The sequence below is a fragment of the Campylobacter massiliensis genome (assembly GCF_014253065.1).
Lineage (GTDB): Bacteria > Campylobacterota > Campylobacteria > Campylobacterales > Campylobacteraceae > Campylobacter_A > Campylobacter_A massiliensis.
Genome location: NZ_JACLZK010000002.1, coordinates 405,047 through 422,768 on the forward strand (window position 1 = coordinate 405,047; position 17,722 = coordinate 422,768).

Annotated in this window: 15 protein-coding genes; 14 read left to right on the forward strand and 1 reads right to left on the reverse strand. The window is 45.4% G+C overall.

Annotated features, from left to right (window positions below):
- Nucleotides 1-102 precede the first annotated feature (102 nt).
- From murJ to H7R39_RS08740, 14 genes are all read left to right on the forward strand, one after another.
- Nucleotides 103-1,503: a murein biosynthesis integral membrane protein MurJ gene (murJ, locus tag H7R39_RS08675; protein WP_185898854.1), complete on the forward strand. Its 1,401-nt coding sequence runs from the start codon at nt 103-105 to the stop codon at nt 1,501-1,503.
- A complete protein-coding gene (gene cysS / locus H7R39_RS08680; protein ID WP_185898855.1) occupies nt 1,490-2,878 on the forward strand; it encodes a cysteine--tRNA ligase in 1,389 nt (462 codons plus the stop codon). The genes murJ and cysS overlap by 14 nt, the downstream gene beginning before the upstream one ends.
- Nucleotides 2,875-4,599, forward strand: a complete 1,725-nt coding sequence (locus tag H7R39_RS08685) for an ABC transporter ATP-binding protein (RefSeq protein WP_185899412.1) — start codon at nt 2,875-2,877, stop codon at nt 4,597-4,599. The genes cysS and H7R39_RS08685 overlap by 4 nt, the downstream gene beginning before the upstream one ends.
- A 41-nt stretch (nt 4,600-4,640) precedes the next feature.
- A complete protein-coding gene (locus H7R39_RS08690; RefSeq protein WP_185898856.1) occupies nt 4,641-5,714 on the forward strand; it encodes a quinone-dependent dihydroorotate dehydrogenase in 1,074 nt (357 codons plus the stop codon).
- 8 nt (nt 5,715-5,722) lie between these two features.
- A complete protein-coding gene (locus H7R39_RS08695; protein WP_185898857.1) occupies nt 5,723-6,976 on the forward strand; it encodes a M16 family metallopeptidase in 1,254 nt (417 codons plus the stop codon).
- Nucleotides 6,977-6,995: 19 nt separating this feature from the next.
- Nucleotides 6,996-7,865: a 4-hydroxy-tetrahydrodipicolinate synthase gene (gene dapA / locus H7R39_RS08700; RefSeq protein WP_221892130.1), complete on the forward strand. Its 870-nt coding sequence runs from the start codon at nt 6,996-6,998 to the stop codon at nt 7,863-7,865.
- Complete coding sequence (locus tag H7R39_RS08705; RefSeq protein ID WP_185898859.1) at nt 7,865-8,650, forward strand: enoyl-ACP reductase; 786 nt, start codon at nt 7,865-7,867, stop codon at nt 8,648-8,650. Before dapA ends, H7R39_RS08705 begins: the two co-directional genes overlap by 1 nt.
- Nucleotides 8,647-9,009 carry a hypothetical protein gene (locus tag H7R39_RS08710; protein ID WP_185898860.1) on the forward strand — a complete coding sequence of 121 codons (363 nt, stop codon included), beginning with the start codon at nt 8,647-8,649 and terminating at the stop codon, nt 9,007-9,009. The genes H7R39_RS08705 and H7R39_RS08710 overlap by 4 nt, the downstream gene beginning before the upstream one ends.
- Complete coding sequence (pgsA, locus tag H7R39_RS08715; protein ID WP_185898861.1) at nt 9,006-9,560, forward strand: CDP-diacylglycerol--glycerol-3-phosphate 3-phosphatidyltransferase; 555 nt, start codon at nt 9,006-9,008, stop codon at nt 9,558-9,560. Before H7R39_RS08710 ends, pgsA begins: the two co-directional genes overlap by 4 nt.
- A 23-nt stretch (nt 9,561-9,583) precedes the next feature.
- Nucleotides 9,584-10,579 (forward strand): AI-2E family transporter, encoded by a 996-nt coding sequence (locus H7R39_RS08720; RefSeq protein WP_407644573.1) that lies wholly within the window; start codon nt 9,584-9,586, stop codon nt 10,577-10,579.
- 21 nt (nt 10,580-10,600) lie between these two features.
- A complete protein-coding gene (gene rseP / locus H7R39_RS08725; RefSeq protein ID WP_185898863.1) occupies nt 10,601-11,713 on the forward strand; it encodes an RIP metalloprotease RseP in 1,113 nt (370 codons plus the stop codon).
- Nucleotides 11,710-12,345 carry a YggS family pyridoxal phosphate-dependent enzyme gene (locus H7R39_RS08730; RefSeq protein WP_185898864.1) on the forward strand — a complete coding sequence of 212 codons (636 nt, stop codon included), beginning with the start codon at nt 11,710-11,712 and terminating at the stop codon, nt 12,343-12,345. Before rseP ends, H7R39_RS08730 begins: the two co-directional genes overlap by 4 nt.
- Before the next feature lie 52 nt (nt 12,346-12,397).
- A complete protein-coding gene (locus tag H7R39_RS08735; RefSeq protein WP_185898865.1) occupies nt 12,398-13,171 on the forward strand; it encodes a hypothetical protein in 774 nt (257 codons plus the stop codon).
- Nucleotides 13,172-13,429: 258 nt separating this feature from the next.
- Nucleotides 13,430-17,017: a DUF4214 domain-containing protein gene (locus tag H7R39_RS08740; RefSeq protein ID WP_185898866.1), complete on the forward strand. Its 3,588-nt coding sequence runs from the start codon at nt 13,430-13,432 to the stop codon at nt 17,015-17,017.
- Nucleotides 17,018-17,192: 175 nt separating this feature from the next.
- On the opposite strand, the gene H7R39_RS08745 is transcribed toward H7R39_RS08740, so the two are convergent.
- On the reverse strand, nt 17,193-17,672 hold the full coding sequence (locus H7R39_RS08745) for a flavodoxin domain-containing protein (RefSeq protein WP_185898867.1): 480 nt from the start codon (nt 17,670-17,672) through the stop codon (nt 17,193-17,195).
- Nucleotides 17,673-17,722 lie beyond the last annotated feature (50 nt).

Below are 17,722 nucleotides of genomic sequence, written 5' to 3' on the forward strand. Positions count from 1 at the left end.
AAATTTCATTAAAAACACATTATGCGAGATTTTCGCGCCCGCTTTTACGTATTTTAAAACAAATTTTGTCTATTATTACGCCAATTTTAAATAGGAAATTTTATGCTCATAAAAGGCTTTTTTTCAAACAGCATCGGCATCATGGTTTCGCGAGTTTTAGGGCTCGTGCGCGACCTGCTCACGGCTTCTACTTTAGGTGCTGGCATTTACAGCGATATATTTTTCATCGCGTTTAAGATACCCAATTTATTGCGCCGTATCTTTGGCGAGGGGGCTTTTGCCAACGCTTTTTTGCCAAATTTTACGAAATCAAACAAAAAATCGCTCTTTAGCGCCGAGATTTTTCTTAAATTTCTAGCCTTTATCGGCGTTCTCACGCTTTTGGTAAATTTATTCGCTCCGTTTTTTACCGCCGTTATCGCCACGGGCCTAGCGCCTAGCGACATAAACGAAGCCGTCCCGCTCGTAAAAATCAACTTCTACTACCTAGCGCTCATCTTTGCCGTTACTTTTTTAGCCTCGCTTTTGCAGTACCGCGGGCACTTTGCTACGACGGCGTTTTCGACCGCTTTGCTAAATTTAGCCATGATCGGTTCCCTAATCTTAGCGCGCGGACAAGAGCCTAAAATCGTAGCTTATTATCTTAGCTTTGGCGTCGTTGTAGGCGGCGTTTTGCAGCTCATCGCGCACCTTATCGCTCTTAAATTTAACGGAATCTCAAAGCTATTTTTTGGCGGCTTAGTTAAATTTGCCCGCGGCAAAAGAGCCGATACAAAAGGCTTTTTTAGCAACTTTTTCCACGGTCTAGTCGGATCATCCGCGATGCAGCTAAGCTCATTTATGGATACGTGGCTGGCGTCGTTTTTGGCGGCTGGATCGATAAGCTATCTTTTCTACGCCAACCGCATTTTTCAGCTACCTTTAGCGATATTTGCGATCGCGCTCTCAACCGCGCTTTTTCCTAAAATCACGCGCCAGATCAAGGCCGGCAACGAAGCCGAAGCTCTAAAATGGATGCGAAAAAGCTTTGAAATTTTATATTTTCTGCTCTTTGCGGCGGCCATCGGCGGCATCGTTTTGGCTCAGCCTATCATAAAGCTGCTTTTTGAGCGCGGAAGCTTCACGCAGGCCGATACGGCGGCGACCGCGAGCGTTTTGGCCGCTTATATGATCGGACTTTTGCCGTTTGGGCTTGCCAAGCTTTTTTCGCTTTGGCTTTATGCGCATTTACAGCAAAAACTAGCCTCCAAAATCGCCGTTATCACGCTCGTTTTTAACCTAGTTTTGGCCGTTATTTTGATGCAAATTTACGGCGCGTTCGGACTAGCGCTTGCTAGCTCGCTGGGCGGGTTTTTGACGCTAGCTTTAAACGTCAAATTTTTTGGGATAAGGAAATTTTTAGCTATAATTGAGCCTAAAAAATTAACGCTTTTAAGCGCGGTTTTGGCTTTAGAAGCAGTGATTTTGATATTTTTAAGGAAATTTTTAGATGCAAATTTTTGATAGCGTAAAGAGAAAAAAAGTGGAGTTTGAGCCCGTAAAAAGCGACTTCGTACGCATTTACGTTTGCGGGCCGACGGTTTACGACGACGCGCATTTAGGACACGCCAAAAGCGCGATTAGCTTTGATCTGCTTAGGCGCACGTTAAGCGAGCTTGGATACAAGGTCAAATTCGTGCGAAACTACACCGACATCGACGATAAAATTTTAAAGAAAATGAGCGAGAGCGGCGAGAGTCTAGAAGCGATCACGGACAGATACATCGCAAGCTATGAGCGCGATATGGGCGCGCTTAACGTACTTGAGCCAGACGTCAAACCAAAAGCGACGCAGACGCTAAAAGAGATGATAGAGTACATCGAAATTTTGCTAAAAAACGGCTTTGCTTACGAGATCGCGGGAGACGGCATATACTTTGACACCGCAAAGGACGCGCAGTATCTGAGCCTGAGCGGTAAATTTGACACCGAGGCAAACGTCGCTCGCGTCGAGTCAAATTTACAAAAAGAGGATAAAAAGGACTTCGTGCTGTGGAAATTTGACGAGAAATGGTACGGGAGCCCGTTTGGCCGCGGCCGACCCGGTTGGCACACCGAGTGCGTTGCGATGATAAAAAAGCATCTCTCTAGCGGCGAAAAATTTGAGATAGATATCCACGCGGGCGGGCTTGACCTGCTCTTTCCTCATCACGAAAACGAGGCCGCGCAGTGCCGCTGCGCCGAGCGCAAGAGCCTGGCTAAATACTGGCTACACAACGGCTTTATCCAAGTAAATAACGAAAAAATGAGCAAGAGCCTCGGAAATAGCTTTTTCGTTAAGGACGCGCTGGAGCGAAATTTGGGCGAGGCGGTGAGATTTTATCTGATCTCTAGCCACTATAGAGCAAATTTCGACTTTAGCGAAGATGATCTAAATGCGGCAAAAAAGCGCCTAGATAAAATTTACCGTCTAAAAAAACGGGTTCTTGGCGCTGCGGCAAATTTGAGCGCGAACGAGAAATTTAAGAGCGAGTTTATGTCTGCGATGGAGGACGATCTAAACACCTCAAAAGCCCTTGCTAGCGTAGACGAGTTCGTCCGCAGCGCAAACGACGAGCTAGACGCAAACCCTAAAGACAAAGCCAAAAAAGGCGAAATCGCGGCAAATTTAGAGCTGATAGCTCGCGTGCTAGGCATCTTGCAAGTGGACGTATTTGAGTATTTTCAGTTTGGCGTGAGCGACGAAAAGCGAGCCTACATCGAAGATCTGATAAATCAAAGAAACGAAGCTAAAAAAGCCAAAAACTACGAGCTATCTGATAAAATCCGCGATATGCTAGCCACAAACGGCATCAGCCTCATGGATACGCCAGAGGGCTGCATGTGGGAAAAGATATGAAGCAGATGAGCCTAAAAGAGGTTTTGCGGCGGTTTGCGCCCTATTTTAGGGATTATATTTCGTATTTTATCATCGCAATCGCCGGCATGCTGATGGCTAGCGGTGGCACTGCGGCGTCGGCGTGGGTGATCGAGCCGGTGCTAAATAAAATTTTCATCGAAAAAAACAAAGACCTGCTTTATCTTTTGCCCTACGCCATCATCGCGATTTACGTTTTAAAGGGGCTCGGGACGTTTTTGCAGGCGTATTTTACGGCATATATCGGGCAGGATATCGTGAGGAGATTTCGTGAGAAGCTACTAAAAAACCTGCTAAATTTGGATATGAAGTTTTTTAACGACTACCGCACGGGCGAGCTAATAAGCCGAAATATCAACGACATAGACCGCATCAGAAGCATCGTTAGCTCCATGATCCCCGAACTCATCCGCGAGGCTATCACGATCGCGGGGCTGCTTTGCGTAGTGCTTTATCAGAGCTTGCAGCTTGCGTTTTTTGCGCTAGTTATCATGCCCGCAGCCGTCTATCCGCTCTCAAAACTCGCAAAAAAGATGAAAAAAATCTCCCGCGCCTCGCAGGAAAAAACCTCCGACATCAGCTCGAAGCTAAGCGAAATTTTTACCAACATCGAAATCATCAAAGCAAACAACGCGCAAGAGTTTGAGCACGCCAAATTTACCGACGAAAATGCTAAATTTTTCAAACTAAATTTAAAAAGCGTAAAAGTAAACGAGATGGTGAGTCCGATGATGGAAATTTTCGGCTCCGTCGGCGTCGCGGCGGTCGTCATTATCGGCGGCAAAGAGGTCATAGACGGAAATTTGACAATGGGAAGCTTCTTTTCTTTCCTAACCGCGCTTTTCATGCTTTATACGCCTATTAAACGCATTTCAGGCCTTTATAACAAGATGCAAGACGCCGTGGTCGCGGCAGAGCGAACCTTTGAGCTGCTTGACAAAGAGCCTCAAATTTTAAGCGGCGACAAGCCCGTGCCGTCTGAAATAAATTTGATAAATTTTAAAGACGTCAGGCTAAACTACGACGACAAAGAGGTGCTAAAAGGTATAAATCTAAGCGCGAGCAAGTCTCAAACCGTCGCGCTCGTGGGCAGTAGCGGCGGCGGAAAAAGCTCGATCGTAAATTTGCTAATGAGATTTTACGACGCAAACGACGGAGCGATCGAGATAAACGGCGAAAATATCAAAAATTTTGACCTCGGCTCGCTTAGACAAAATATCGGCCTAGTGACCCAGCGCGTCTATATCTTTAACGACACGGTCGCAAACAACGTCGCCTACGGCCGCGAATACGACGAAGCCAAAGTCGAGCTCGCACTAAAAACGGCAAATGCGTATGATTTCGTGTCAAATTTACCCCAGGGTGCGCAGACCGTGCTAAATGAATTTGGCACCAATCTCTCAGGCGGCCAGCGCCAGCGCATCGCCATCGCCCGCGCTCTTTACGACGACCCGCAGATTTTGATATTTGACGAGGCCACGAGCGCCCTAGATAACGAAAGCGAGCAGCAGATAACCAAAGCCATCGCGAATTTACAAAAAGAAAAGATAATATTTATCATCGCGCACCGCCTAAGTACGGTACAAAATGCCGACAAGATCGCCGTTATCAGCGGCGGAAAAGTGGTCGGTTTTGATACCGACGAGGCGCTTAGCAAGAGCTGCGAAATTTACGCGAAACTAAAAGGCGAAGCCCTTGTTTAAGCCTAAATTTGATAAAATCGCTCAAAATTTAAGGATAAAATTTGAATTACGAAACGCTAAAATCCATATTTTTTAAATTTGACCCCGAAACCGCTCACAAAATCGTAGAAAAAACGCTAAGTATCTCAGACTGCGTATTTCCGGGACTTTATAGTATCGTCGCCAAAAACTGCGTCGTCGCGGACGCGGCTCTTTCGCAAAATTTGCTCGGAACTAGCTTTTTAAATCCGGTTGGAATCGCCGGCGGCTTTGATAAAAACGCCACCATGCTGCGTCCGCTAGCCGCGCTCGGATTTGGGCACGTGGAGTTTGGCACCGTGACGCCAAAACCGCAAGAGGGCAACGCAAAACCGCGCCTTTTTCGCCTCATCGAAGAAGAGAGCATACAAAACGCGATGGGCTTTAACAACGAAGGCGCAGACGCTCTTGGCGCGCGCGTCGGCAAGCTCTATCCGTTTGCGATACCGCTTTTTGCCAACATCGGCAAAAATAAAATCACGCCAAATGAAGAAGCGATCAAGGACTATGAAATTTTAGTCGCTAAATTTAACGAAATTTGCGACTGCTTCGTCATCAACATCTCATCGCCAAACACCCCAAACCTACGCGAACTGCAAGAAGATAGCTTTATAAAAGACCTCTTTGCGCGCCTTACGCCGATCGCAAAAAAACCGATAATCTTTAAAATAGCGCCCGATATGGACGACGACAAAGCCGTGCAGATCTGCAAAACGGCCGTAGAAAGCGGCGCAAAAGGCGTAATCGTAAATAATACGAGCGTTGATTATTCGCTATCAAAGTCGCCGAATTTACAAAATTTCGGCGGGCTAAGCGGCAAGGTCATCGCCAAACGCTCGCGCGAGCTTTTTAGCGCGGTGGCTAGCGAGCTTTACGGCAAGACGGTTTTGATCGCAAGCGGCGGCATAGACAGCGCCGAGGAGGCATACGCACGCATAAAATCGGGCGCAAATTTGGTTCAAATTTACACCTCCTTTATATTTAAAGGCCCGAACATCGCAAAACAGATCAACGAAGGTATTTTAAAGCTTTTAAAAGAGGATAATTTCGCCTCGATTAGCGAAGCGGTGGGCTGCGATATAAAAAACAAAATTTAAGGAAATTTATGCTTATAAAATACTCCAAAACAAAGCTCAAAAACGGCTTTGAGATCTATCACATCCCCGCTAGCAAGGGCTCTAGCGTAATTAGCGTGGACGTGTTTTACCGCGTGGGCTCGCGAAACGAAACCATGGGCAAGAGCGGCATCGCTCACATGCTAGAGCATCTAAATTTTAAATCTACGAAAAATATGAAAGCGGGCGAATTTGACGAGATCGTAAAAGGTTTTGGCGGCGTAAATAACGCTAGCACGGGCTTTGATTATACGCATTATTTCGTCAAATGCTCAAAGGGCAACCTAGACGAAGCCCTTAGGCTTTACGCCGATATAATGGAAAATTTGGGCCTAAAAGATAAAGAATTTCAGCCCGAGCGCGACGTCGTGACCGAGGAGCGCAGATGGCGCACGGACAACTCTCCGATCGGCTTTTTGTACTTTACGCTCTTTAACGTCGCTTTTAGCTATCACCAGTACCACTGGACTCCGATCGGCTTTATCGGCGATATCAGAAACTGGAGTATAGAGGATATAAAAGAATTTCACGAGACATACTATCAGCCGCAAAACGCGATCCTACTAATCAGCGGCGACATCGACAAAAAAAGCGCCTTTGAGCTAGGTAAAAAGCACTTTGAAAATATAAAAAACAAAAAACCGCTACCTAAGTTGCACTGCATCGAGCCCGAGCAAAACGGCGCGAAAAGGACTGAAATTTACAAAGATAGCGAGGTAGAGATGTTGGCGCTTGCCTTTAAGATCCCGCCGTTTAATCACGAGGATCAGCCTGCGTTAGGCGCGCTAGCGGAGTATCTAGGCAGCGGACAAAGCTCGGTTTTACAGCGCGTTTTGATAGACGAAAAGTGCCTCGTAAACAGCGTAGACGTCTATAATATGAGCAATATCGACGAGAGCCTGCTCGTAGTGCTTGCCGTTTGTAATCCCGGCGTCAAGGCAGAGGCTGCGGAGGACGAGATCTGGCGAGTGCTTGAAAACGCAAAAACGCAAAAAATCGACGAAGACGAGATAGCCAAGATAAAAAATAGCTTAAAAAGCGATCTCATTTACTCGCTAGATAGCGCGTCGAAGGTGGCGAATTTATACGGCGGATATCTCGTTAGAGGCGATATAAAGCCGCTTTTTGAGCTGCCCGAAAAAACAGCCGCGCTAAAACCGGCCGATCTAAACGAAATTTGCAAAAAATACGCAAGAAAAGAAAAATCCACGACGATCATCCTAAGAAAGGAAAAAAGTGAATAAAGAAGCAATAACGGGCGCTATGACGGCGCTGATTACGCCTTTTAAAGACGGCAAACTAGACGAAATCGGTTATGAAAAGTTAATCAAAAGACAAATCGCAAACGGCATCGACGCGGTCGTACCCGTAGGCACGACGGGCGAGAGCGCGACGCTAACGCACGACGAGCATAGAATCTGCATCGAAATAGCCGTAAATACCTGCAAAAATACCGGCGTAAAAGTACTCGCGGGTGCGGGTAGCAACGCCACTCACGAGGCGGTAGGCCTTGCAAAATTCGCGCAAGATCACGGCGCAGACGGTATCCTCTCGGTAGCCCCATACTACAATAAACCAACGCAAGAAGGCCTATACCGCCACTACAAAGCGATCGCTTCAAGCGTCGAAATCCCGGTGCTGCTCTATAACGTCCCGGGCCGCGTGGGCGTAGATATCCAGCCGTGCACGGTTTTTAGACTGTTTAAAGAGTGCGAGAACGTCTACGGTGTAAAAGAAGCCACCGGCAGCATCGAGCGCTGCGTCGATCTGCTCGCGCACGAGCCTACCTTGTCCGTCATCAGCGGCGAGGATGCGATAAACTACCCTATCCTCTCAAACGGCGGCAAGGGCGTGATCTCGGTCACGGCAAATTTGCTCCCGGACGAAATCTCAAATTTGACCCACTTTGCGTTAAAAGGCGAATTTGCGCGCGCAAAAGCCATAAACGACGATCTTTATGCGGTAAATAAAATAATGTTTTGCGAGAGCAATCCGATCCCGGTCAAGGCAGCTATGTATATCGCCGGGCTCATATCAAGCCTCGAGTACCGCCTGCCGCTTTGCGAGCCGAGCGCCGAAAATCTCAAAAAAATCGAACAAACCATAAAACAATATAATATAAAAGGATTTTAATGAATTGCGAAAACGAATTTAAAGGCAAAACTCTAGTAATCAGCGGCGGAACGCGCGGCATCGGACGCGCCATCGTGGAGGAATTTGCCGCAAAGGGCGTAAATATCGCCTTTACATACAACTCAAACGAAGAGCTAGCCAAGACCCAAGCCGCCGAGCTCGAGGCGACGTACGGCATAAAAGCTAGAGCCTACGCGCTAAATATACTCGAGCCCGAGACCTACAAAGATCTATTTTTAGAGATCGACGCAGACTTTGACCGTATAGATTTTTTCATCTCAAACGCAATCATCTCGGGTCGCCCGGTAGCAGGCGGATATACTAAATTTATGAAACTTCGCCCTCGCGGTATCAATAATATTTTCACCGCGACAGTAAATGCATTCGTAGTGGGCGCGCAAGAAGCCGCAAAACGCATGGAAAAAACGGGCGGCGGTAGTATCATCTCGCTATCATCGACGGGCAATCTCGTCTATATCGAAAACTACGCGGGCCACGGCACCGCTAAAGCCGCGGTAGAGGCTATGGCGCGCTATGCGGCCACCGAGCTTGGCGAAAAAAACATCCGCGTAAACGTCGTTAGTGGCGGCCCGATCGAGACGGACGCGCTTAGGGCTTTTACGAACTACGAAGAAGTGCGCGACAAAACGGCCGAACTAAGCCCGCTAAACCGCATGGGTCAGCCCGCAGATATCGCCGGCGCATGTTTGTTTCTCTGTAGCTCAAAAGCTAGCTGGGTCACGGGTCATACCTTCATCATCGACGGCGGTACTACGTTTAAATGAAAAAAGCAAATTTAGCCTGCGCTCCTTTGTCGGTTGCTCGCATTTCGGGCAAATTCGGCAGTATAAATTTAATGCGTTTGCAGGCTAAATTTGAAAATTTAAAATTTAAAAGCAAATTTTGCGACTCGGACGAATATTTTAAATTTGATTTAAATTTAAAAGAATCGAAACGCTTTTTGCCGTTAAATTTAAATCCAAAATCGCTCAAATTTGACGAAGCGACGAGCAAATTTAACCAAAGCGCAAATCCGCGACCGACCAAATCAAACAAAATTCGGGTCGGCAAATTTTACGCGGGCTTTAGCGCCGAGCCGTCAAATTTTAAACTCCGAAACCAAAAAGAAAGAACAAATAAATGAGCCTAAATTTACCAAACGCCCTAGCCTTCCTGCGCGTATTTCTCGCACCTCTGATGTTTTGGCTGCTACTTAGCGTAAATTCCTTCTCAGGCGTGCACGTTAGCTGGATGAACTACTTTGCCGCGCTTGTATTCGTGATCGCTAGCGTCACGGACTTTTTCGACGGATTTATCGCGCGCGCGTGGGATCAAAAGACCAAGCTTGGAGCCGTGATCGACCCGCTTGCTGACAAGATGCTGACTCTTGGCGCGTTTTTAGGGCTCATGATGATAGACCGCGCGAGCCCGTGGGCCGTGTATCTCATCCTCGTTCGCGAGTTTTTTATCACGGGATTTCGCGTCGTGATGGCGGGCGAAGGCGTAGAGGTCGCCGCATCGATGGCGGGCAAGGTCAAAACCGTCTGCCAGATGATCGCGATCGGCTTTTTAACCATGCAGTGGCCTTTTGGCGAGTTTTTGCTCTGGCTTAGCGTCGCGCTGACGCTGTATTCGGGCTTTGAGTACGTAAACGCCTATGTAAGGCACGTTAAAAATCAAGCCAAAAAGGCGTAAATTTGAGAACCGGAAACGCCATAATCTATCTAGCGAGCTTCGTCGTGGTAGCAGCCGGGCTAAAGGCCGCTAGCGTCGTAGTTCTGCCATTTTTAATGGCGGTTTTTATCGCTATAGTGGCGACGCCTGCGATAAATGCGCTAGAAAAGCTCAAATTTCCGCGCGTTTTAGCCTTTGCGCTCGTTACGGCGGTCGTGTTTTTGTCGCTTGGTTTTATCGCAAACACCGTGCTAAAGACGATCAACGGGCTAGTTAGCTATATGCCCGAGCTTCAGAGCAAATTTAAAGCCCTCGCCGACCACTATCACCACATACTAGCTAGCCGCGGCCTCATCGACCCAAACAGCGTCGCCGCGCCCGCAGACTTTGATATCAATAAACTTTTTGCCGTAATGGGCGGATTTTTAAGAAGCGGCACGGAGCTTGCCTCAAAGAGCTTTTTTGTCTTTTTACTCGTTACTTTTATGCTTTTTGAGGTGCAGGTATTTTCTCAAAAAGTCGAGTATTTTGCGAGTAAAAATCCGCAAACAAATCAGATCGTAGATACGTTTATATCAAATCTCAAACGCTATCTCGCGATCAAGTCCGCGGCATCGTTTGCGACGGGCGTTTTTATATTTATCGGGCTAAATTTCATCGGCGTGCCTTACGCGCCGCTTTGGGGGATTTTGGCTTTCGTGCTAAATTTTGTCCCGACTATCGGCTCTATCATCGCGGCCGTTCCCGCGCTTTTGGTGGCGCTTTTGCTAAACGACGCGGCGGCTTGCGCTTGGACTGCGGCGCTGTATGCGGTCGTAAATGTCGTCATCGGCAACTTTATCGAGCCAAAATTTCTTGGCAAAGGCCTTGGTATCAGCACGCTTGTAGTGCTTTTGAGCCTACTTTTTTGGGGATTTTTGTTCGGCATCGGCGGTATGTTTTTGGCCGTACCGCTTACCATGAGCCTAAAGATCGCGCTTGACGCGAACCCGAGCACGAAATTTATCGCCGTTTTACTCAGCGATAAACTCGAGCGGTAAAATCAAATTTAAAGGTAAATTTTGAAAAGCATTATCTTTGTGGCGGCGTTGCTAGCCGTCGGCATTTATGCGTATTCGTGGCACTTTTTGATCACGGTTTTGGTGATTTCGTTTCTTATATTTTTTCACGAGCTGGGCCACTTTCTCGCCGCTCGCATGCTAAAAGTCGGCGTTTTAAAATTTAGCGTGGGCTTTGGGCAAAGCGTCTACTCAAAAACCATCGGCGGCACCGAGTACGCCATCGGCGCGATACCGCTTGGCGGTTACGTTAGCCTAAAAGGGCAAGAGGACTCCAAACCGGGGCTAAAAAACGAGGATGCCGACAGCTATACGAGGCTTAGCCCGCTAGGACGCATTTTCATCCTTTTTGCCGGACCGTTTTTTAACTTCGCTTTAGCGTTTTTTATCTTTATCGCGCTCGGACATATCGGCGTAGAAAGGCTAGCGCCGACTGTGGGCAAAGTACTTGAAAACTCCGCCGCAGCAAGCGCCGGACTGCAAAAAGGCGATAAAATTTTAAACATAAACGGCATCAAAATCAGCGAATGGGACGAGATAAGCAAAAACGTAAATTTAACCTCCACCGCGATCACGCTCGAGCGTGCGGGCGAAATAAAAACGATAAATTTGACGCCTAAAATCGGGCAAAGCATGACGATATTTGGCGAAAAGATAGAAAAACCGCTCATCGGCATTTCGCCTTCAGGCGAGGCCGTCACGATACGAAATACCGGCTTTAGCTCGCTAAAATTCGCGCTCGTTGAGACCGTAAACGCCTCAAAGCTCATATTTACGGGGCTTGAAAAGCTCATCGCAGGCGTCGTACCGCTAAAAGAGATGGGCGGCATCATCCAGATCACCGACATCACCTCAAAGGCCGCAGGCATCGGCGTCTCGACCCTACTCATCATCGCCGCGCTGATCTCCGTAAATTTAGGCGTGCTAAACCTACTGCCTATCCCGGCGCTTGACGGCGGACATATATTTTTCAACCTTTATGAGCTCGTTTTCCGCCGCAAGATGAACGAAAAAGTCTATATCGGCCTCACCTACTGCGGCTGGGCGTTTTTGCTCTGCCTGATGGCGTTTGCGACCTTTAACGACGTAATGCGCCTAAGCGGAGTTGGACAATGAAGCTCGCACAAATTTTAGAACGCATCGAAAACGCGCGCACGGGCGAGGCCGTGAAGCTAATCGCCGTAAGCAAAAACGTAACGACTAAAGAGGTTTTAGAGCTTTTTAGGCAAGGACAAACGAGCTTTGGCGAAAACCGCGTGCAAGAGCTCAAAAACAAGAGCGAAATTTTATCAAATTTGCCGATTGAGTGGCACTTTATCGGACGACTTCAAAGCAACAAAATAAACCATCTCCTAGCGCTCAAGCCCGCTCTTTGGCAAAGCTGCGAGAGCGTAGAGGCCGCACTTGCGGTGGATAAGAGACTTGACTATGAGCTACCTTGCCTGCTACAGATAAACTCGGCCTACGAAGATAGTAAACAAGGCATCTCGCCAGAAGCCGCACAGGATGTGTTTTTGCAAATCGCGCAGGAGTGTAAATTTTTAAAACCCGTCGGCGTGATGAGTATCGGCGCGCACGTTGATGACGAGCGAGCCATACAAAAGAGCTTTGAGACGACGCGTAAAATTTACGAAAATCTGCAACCTCGCGGCGCGCAAATTTGCTCCATGGGCATGAGCGGCGACTTTGAGTTAGCGATAAAATGCGGCTCGAATATGATTCGTCTGGGGTCGATTTTATACGCGTAGATCGGTCGAGATCCGTATAAATTTAGAAAAATCTACCTAAAAAGGAGCCAAAATGGGCTACGACGTGAGTTATCATCCGATCAACGAAAGCGAGATAAAGCAGTGGTATTTTGACGCGTTAAAAAGCGCGAGAGAGGGCGACTGGTCGGTCGTAGAGAGGCTTGCAAAAGAGTACGGCATGGAGGATTTTTACGCGCAAAAGTACATCGATACTCTTAAAATCGCGCTTGAAACCAAAGATAACGAGAGCTTTTCGGTCAGCCATGGCTACATACTCGCTACCGTGCAGGGATTTTTTAGAAAGTACTTCTACACGCGCGGTACGGCGTTTAGTTTTTTGGCGCAGGAGCATGGCGAATTTAAGCGGTATCTAAGCGACATAAGCGGTGTTATACCGCCCGAGATAAAAGCTAAATTTACTGGCGAATTTGACGGAAACTACTCATCGGGCGCGTTTATAAGCGCGGCAAATTTGGCTAAATTTTGGCAGGACTACAACGCAGGTGGCAATATCAAGCAAAAAACGGATGATTTTTACGCCCAAAATTTGCCCGCATTTTTAAGCGCGGTTAAATTTAGCGTAGAAAACAGCTACGGACTGTTTGAGGCAACCGACGTGATTATACCCAACCCGATTGATTTAAATGATTCTGAGTGCTACTCAAATCTTTTTAATTGCGACCCAGAAGGCGCGTTTATCTACGCCGATACGGCGGCTCAGCAACTAAGCGAAGCGATGAAGCTAGACAAAAGTAAAAAAGAAAGCAACAAAAACGAAGGCTCAGGCGGCTTTTTCGGCGCTATAAAGAAGCTTTTTGGAAAATAAAACCGTAGGCTTTTCTTTTTGCTCTTTTTTAAAAACATCGCTTTATAAAAAATTTTATCGATTCGCTTTATCACCTAAATACTTTTTGAATAATATAATTTTAATTATCTGTAAATTTTAGCAACCCAACCTTTTCTTTTTTATTATTTTGTATTCGGTTAAAATATAAGTTTTGTTTTTATATTTGTAATATATAATAATAAAATTTCAAATACCTAGTGCTCGTATTTGAAAAATTCTAACATTCAAGGATTTTCCATGTCCCTAACCCAATCACAAATATCAGCTCTATACGTAGCCTTATTTGGTAGAGCCAGTGAAGGCGCCGGAAGTAAATTCTGGCTAAACGCAGCAAATACTCAAAACCTAAGTATGGCAGATATTGCAAACGCTATGCTTAATACCAGTGCAGCAAAAGAGTATTTTGGAGGCAATCTAGATACCGACGAAAAGTTTATAAATCATATCTATGAAAACGTACTAGGTAAGAGTACGGGTATAGATAAAGAAGGTAAAGCCTTTTGGGTAAATAAACTAAAAGAAGGAATAGATAAAGGCTTTATAGCAAGCGAGCTTCTTAAAGCAGCACTTGATCCTAAATACTCAAACAGTACCGATGAAGCCACCAAAGCGGCTCATAATCTTTTAGTAAATAAAGTACTTGCTTCAAATATGGTGGCAGATAGTATAGAAAACGTTCCTAGCGGAAGCATACAAAACGCCTTAAAAGCTTTCGTAGATATTAACGGCAATATATCTTCTTCTTTAAAAGCTAGCGATATACAAAAGGTTATACAAGATAACAAAGGAACTCTAACCGTAGATGAAACCAAATTAGAAGCATCCGCCAAGCAAAACAATAAGGTTAAGATTTTATCCCAAGTAACGGGTAAAAGCGAAGACGAGATAAAACAGATAGTACCTAAAGAGGATATTCCAAATACGCCTGATACTCCAAATACTCCGGACGTTCCTAATACGCCAAACACTCCAAACACTCCAAGCAATCCGGGACAAGGAGGAAACAGTGGCGGTAATTCTGGCGGTGGCAAGCCTAGCCCTATTATAAAAGAAGTAGACGCTAAAACATTTTTAGAGGAAACTGCAAATAGTAGCTCAAATGTCAAATTTATCATAAAAGACGAGGGAGGTGTCATCCAAAACAATATAGAAAAAATAGCTGCAAAACTCGCTTATGTTTCATCCATAAAATACGAGGGAAGTTTCACAATGGATGCAAATAAAGCTACCGAAGCGTTATTAAACAAAATTTCCGAAGGTAAAATTTGGCTACATAACGCAACGAGCGATCATTTAAATTTGATAAAAAGCAGTTCGGTAGAGAAATTTTTTATAGACGATAGTAAGGATTTTACGCTAGATATCGCTACCTTTACAGCTCTAAAAAACAAAAAAGCAAATGGCGATAAATTTGTAATAAAAGATACTTCGGCAAATATCGTTAAAAACTTTGACTATATAAAATCCCACATAGACAGCATAAAGACTCTAGATAGCACCGACAATGCGGAGATAAATTTCATAAAAGCAAAATACGACGTCATAAAAGACGTAGTATCGCAAGACGACAAAGATAACAACGTTTATAAAGTTGAGGAGCTAACGGGCAAAGCAGCCATGAAACCGATCGACGTAAAAGACGGCAAAGCTCTCGCCTGGGAATACACAAACGATACTAGCGGCGTTACATATAGGATTGAATTTGGCAAAAGAGACGCTCAGCCCGAAAACTCCGACATAAAAGTCGATATGCCGGACGGTAAATTTTATAACGGCGAAAATATGATCAAGGATTACAAGATCAAAGCCTATAAATTTTACGAAAAAGACGGCTACAAGGTAACCGAAGAATACACTCCTAGCGTCTCAAAAGTAGGCGACATCACCAGAGATAAATTTGACGAAAAAGGCGTGCTAGAAGAAAAAGTACTAGAGAGAAGCGACGGGCAAAAACTCACCCTAACCTACGAAGACGGCAAGTTAAGCTACGCTAGAAAAACCGATCCTAAATACGCAAATACCGAAATAGACTTTGAAATCAGCAAAGATAGCGAAAATCTAGACTACAAAGGCAAACTGTATCAAAACGCAAGCTCGCCGGAGCATCTAAGTCCTCTTACGCCGAATTTCAACTACAAAGGCAAAGTCACGGTAACAGATAGCGCGCTAAATACGAAATGGACCGCCGATATCGGAAATAGCGAAGTAGTCTACCGAGCATACGACGGACGATTCTCGGACGACGTGACGCTAGTGTCAAAGGCTGCATATACGGTCAATAGCAGCTACGGAGTCGATACTTTCGATATAGCCCAGACCCTACAAGAAAATGCAAATTTGAAAAAAATAAGCATAAACGCCGATACGAGCAACCTATCAAACGGATCAAAGATGGCCGTGCTAGATAATGCTCAAGATAAAATCACGCTTCCGTCAAACATCACTGAGCTATCAAAAGCCCAAGACGGCGTAAATCTGCAAAACATCGAAGAGAAGCTATCTACGCTCGGAGTCGACAAGGCGCAGTACTTATTGCAAAACGTAGGAGAAAATAAATTTAACGCCTATATGGCGCTAAATACCGACGGCGTAGAGGGTTATCAAGAAGGCAGCGATACCTTAATAGAGGTAAAAGACGTCGAAAATAGAAGTAAATTTACGGAGCTAAAAGACGGCGCGACATCGATCTACAAAAAACTAAACTCCGATTTTACCGCCCCTACTCCGTCTACTTTCCAAAACGCGGTAGCTAAAGACGTAGTAGACGGCAAATCTAAAATTTGGGAATACGTAAATACCGCGACGAATAAAACTTATCAAATAGTTTTTGAAAGAGCTCAAGATGAAAATAGCGGGTTTAAATTTGCCCAAGGGGTCTTTTTTGATAAAAACGAAAAGGTGCTAAATACTACCGGCTGGCAAACCAGAGCAAAAGTCTACGAGATAGACAAATCTACGCCAAACGTCGAGATCGTAAAATCCCTAAGTAATAATGAAGGCGGCAGAGTCGTTCAAACCGTAACCAAAACCTACGATGCTTCAAATAAACTGATAAAACAGGTATTGCAAGACTCGTCATATAGTCAAAATGATAGAACCATAGACGTAACCTACGAAAACGAGCAGATAAAATCAGCTACAATAACAAGCGCAGAATATGCCAATAAAACGATCAAATTTGACGTTGGCTCCGATAATGAAACTTCCTTGCTAGCAACAAAATCTGCGCTTACGATGGATTTATCTACGCCTTGGGATCTAAGCCCGCTAAATGACGTAACTAAGGGCTTTAAAGGCACTGCGACCATAACTGATAAGGCACTAGGTAAAAAAGCTGTAGCCAATGTCGGCGATACTCAAACGACGTTTAAAATCTATGAAAACATAGACTCGGATAAAATCTCTCTAATCTCAAAAGCCCAGGGTAACAACGGGTCGTTTTTAGGTAAAGAGGAATTTGATCTCAAAGAAACCATCGCTCAAAATCCGGACGCCAAAAAGATAACAATAGATGCGGGCGGCAAAATGATGCAGATATCTAAAGGCGAGAAGATAAAACTACCTGATAATATCGCTAAAATCTCAAAAGCGGCAGACGGCACGGATTCGTCGAATTTGACGGAAAAGCTAGCAAATTTAAAAGCAGGCGAAGGGGCTTATTTCTTAGAAAACGTAGGGGCTGATAAATTTGACGCGTATCTAGCGTTAAATACCGACGGCATAGACGGCTATCAAGAAGGCAGCGACACCCTAGTCAAAATCTCCGGCGTAGCTTACAGCACTGGATTTAGCGACGTAGACGGCGGATACACGACGCTAAGCTAAGTTTAAAACTAAAAGGGGCTAAAATTCAGCCCCTTTTTATCTCTCGTATTTTTTTACAAGTATCAAGATTTATCAAATTTTACTCATCGTTAAAATTTGATATCGCAATTTTTAAAAATAAAAAGAGAGTCGTCCGCTCCGCAAATTAACTAGCAAAGCGGCGGAAAGTAGAAAATTAAAAATTAGACTTGTTTTGCTCAACCCATTTGTCGATGCGTTTTGCGTAGTTTTCATCACCCTTAACGTCAAGCGCAAGACCGATAAATTTGCCGTTTAATAAAAATGCGGAGTGGTTAAATTTATATCCGTCCACGTCGCTAGCGCCAAAAATTTGCGCATCTTTTAGATACGGCAGAAAATCCACCGCGCCGCTAAAAAGCGTTTGCGGATGGTTGGCTTGATTGCCGATGGCTATGATGGCGGCTTTTTTGCCTTTACTACCGGCTTTTAAAAGCGGTAGTTTCTCCGCCCAATCAGACTGCAACTCGCCGTCGCCGTAGCTAGGCGCCGCCACGATGATGACGTCAAATTTAGCAAAATCCTCCGCCCTTGCGCCCTTTACGTCTATTAGCTGCGCTCCTATTTTGCCGGCTAGATACTCGCACGCGCTCTTTGTGTGCCCTTTTGTCGTCGTGTAAAAAATACCAACGCTCATTTTGTTCTCCTTAAAATCAAATAAATTAATACCTGAATTATAACGAAATG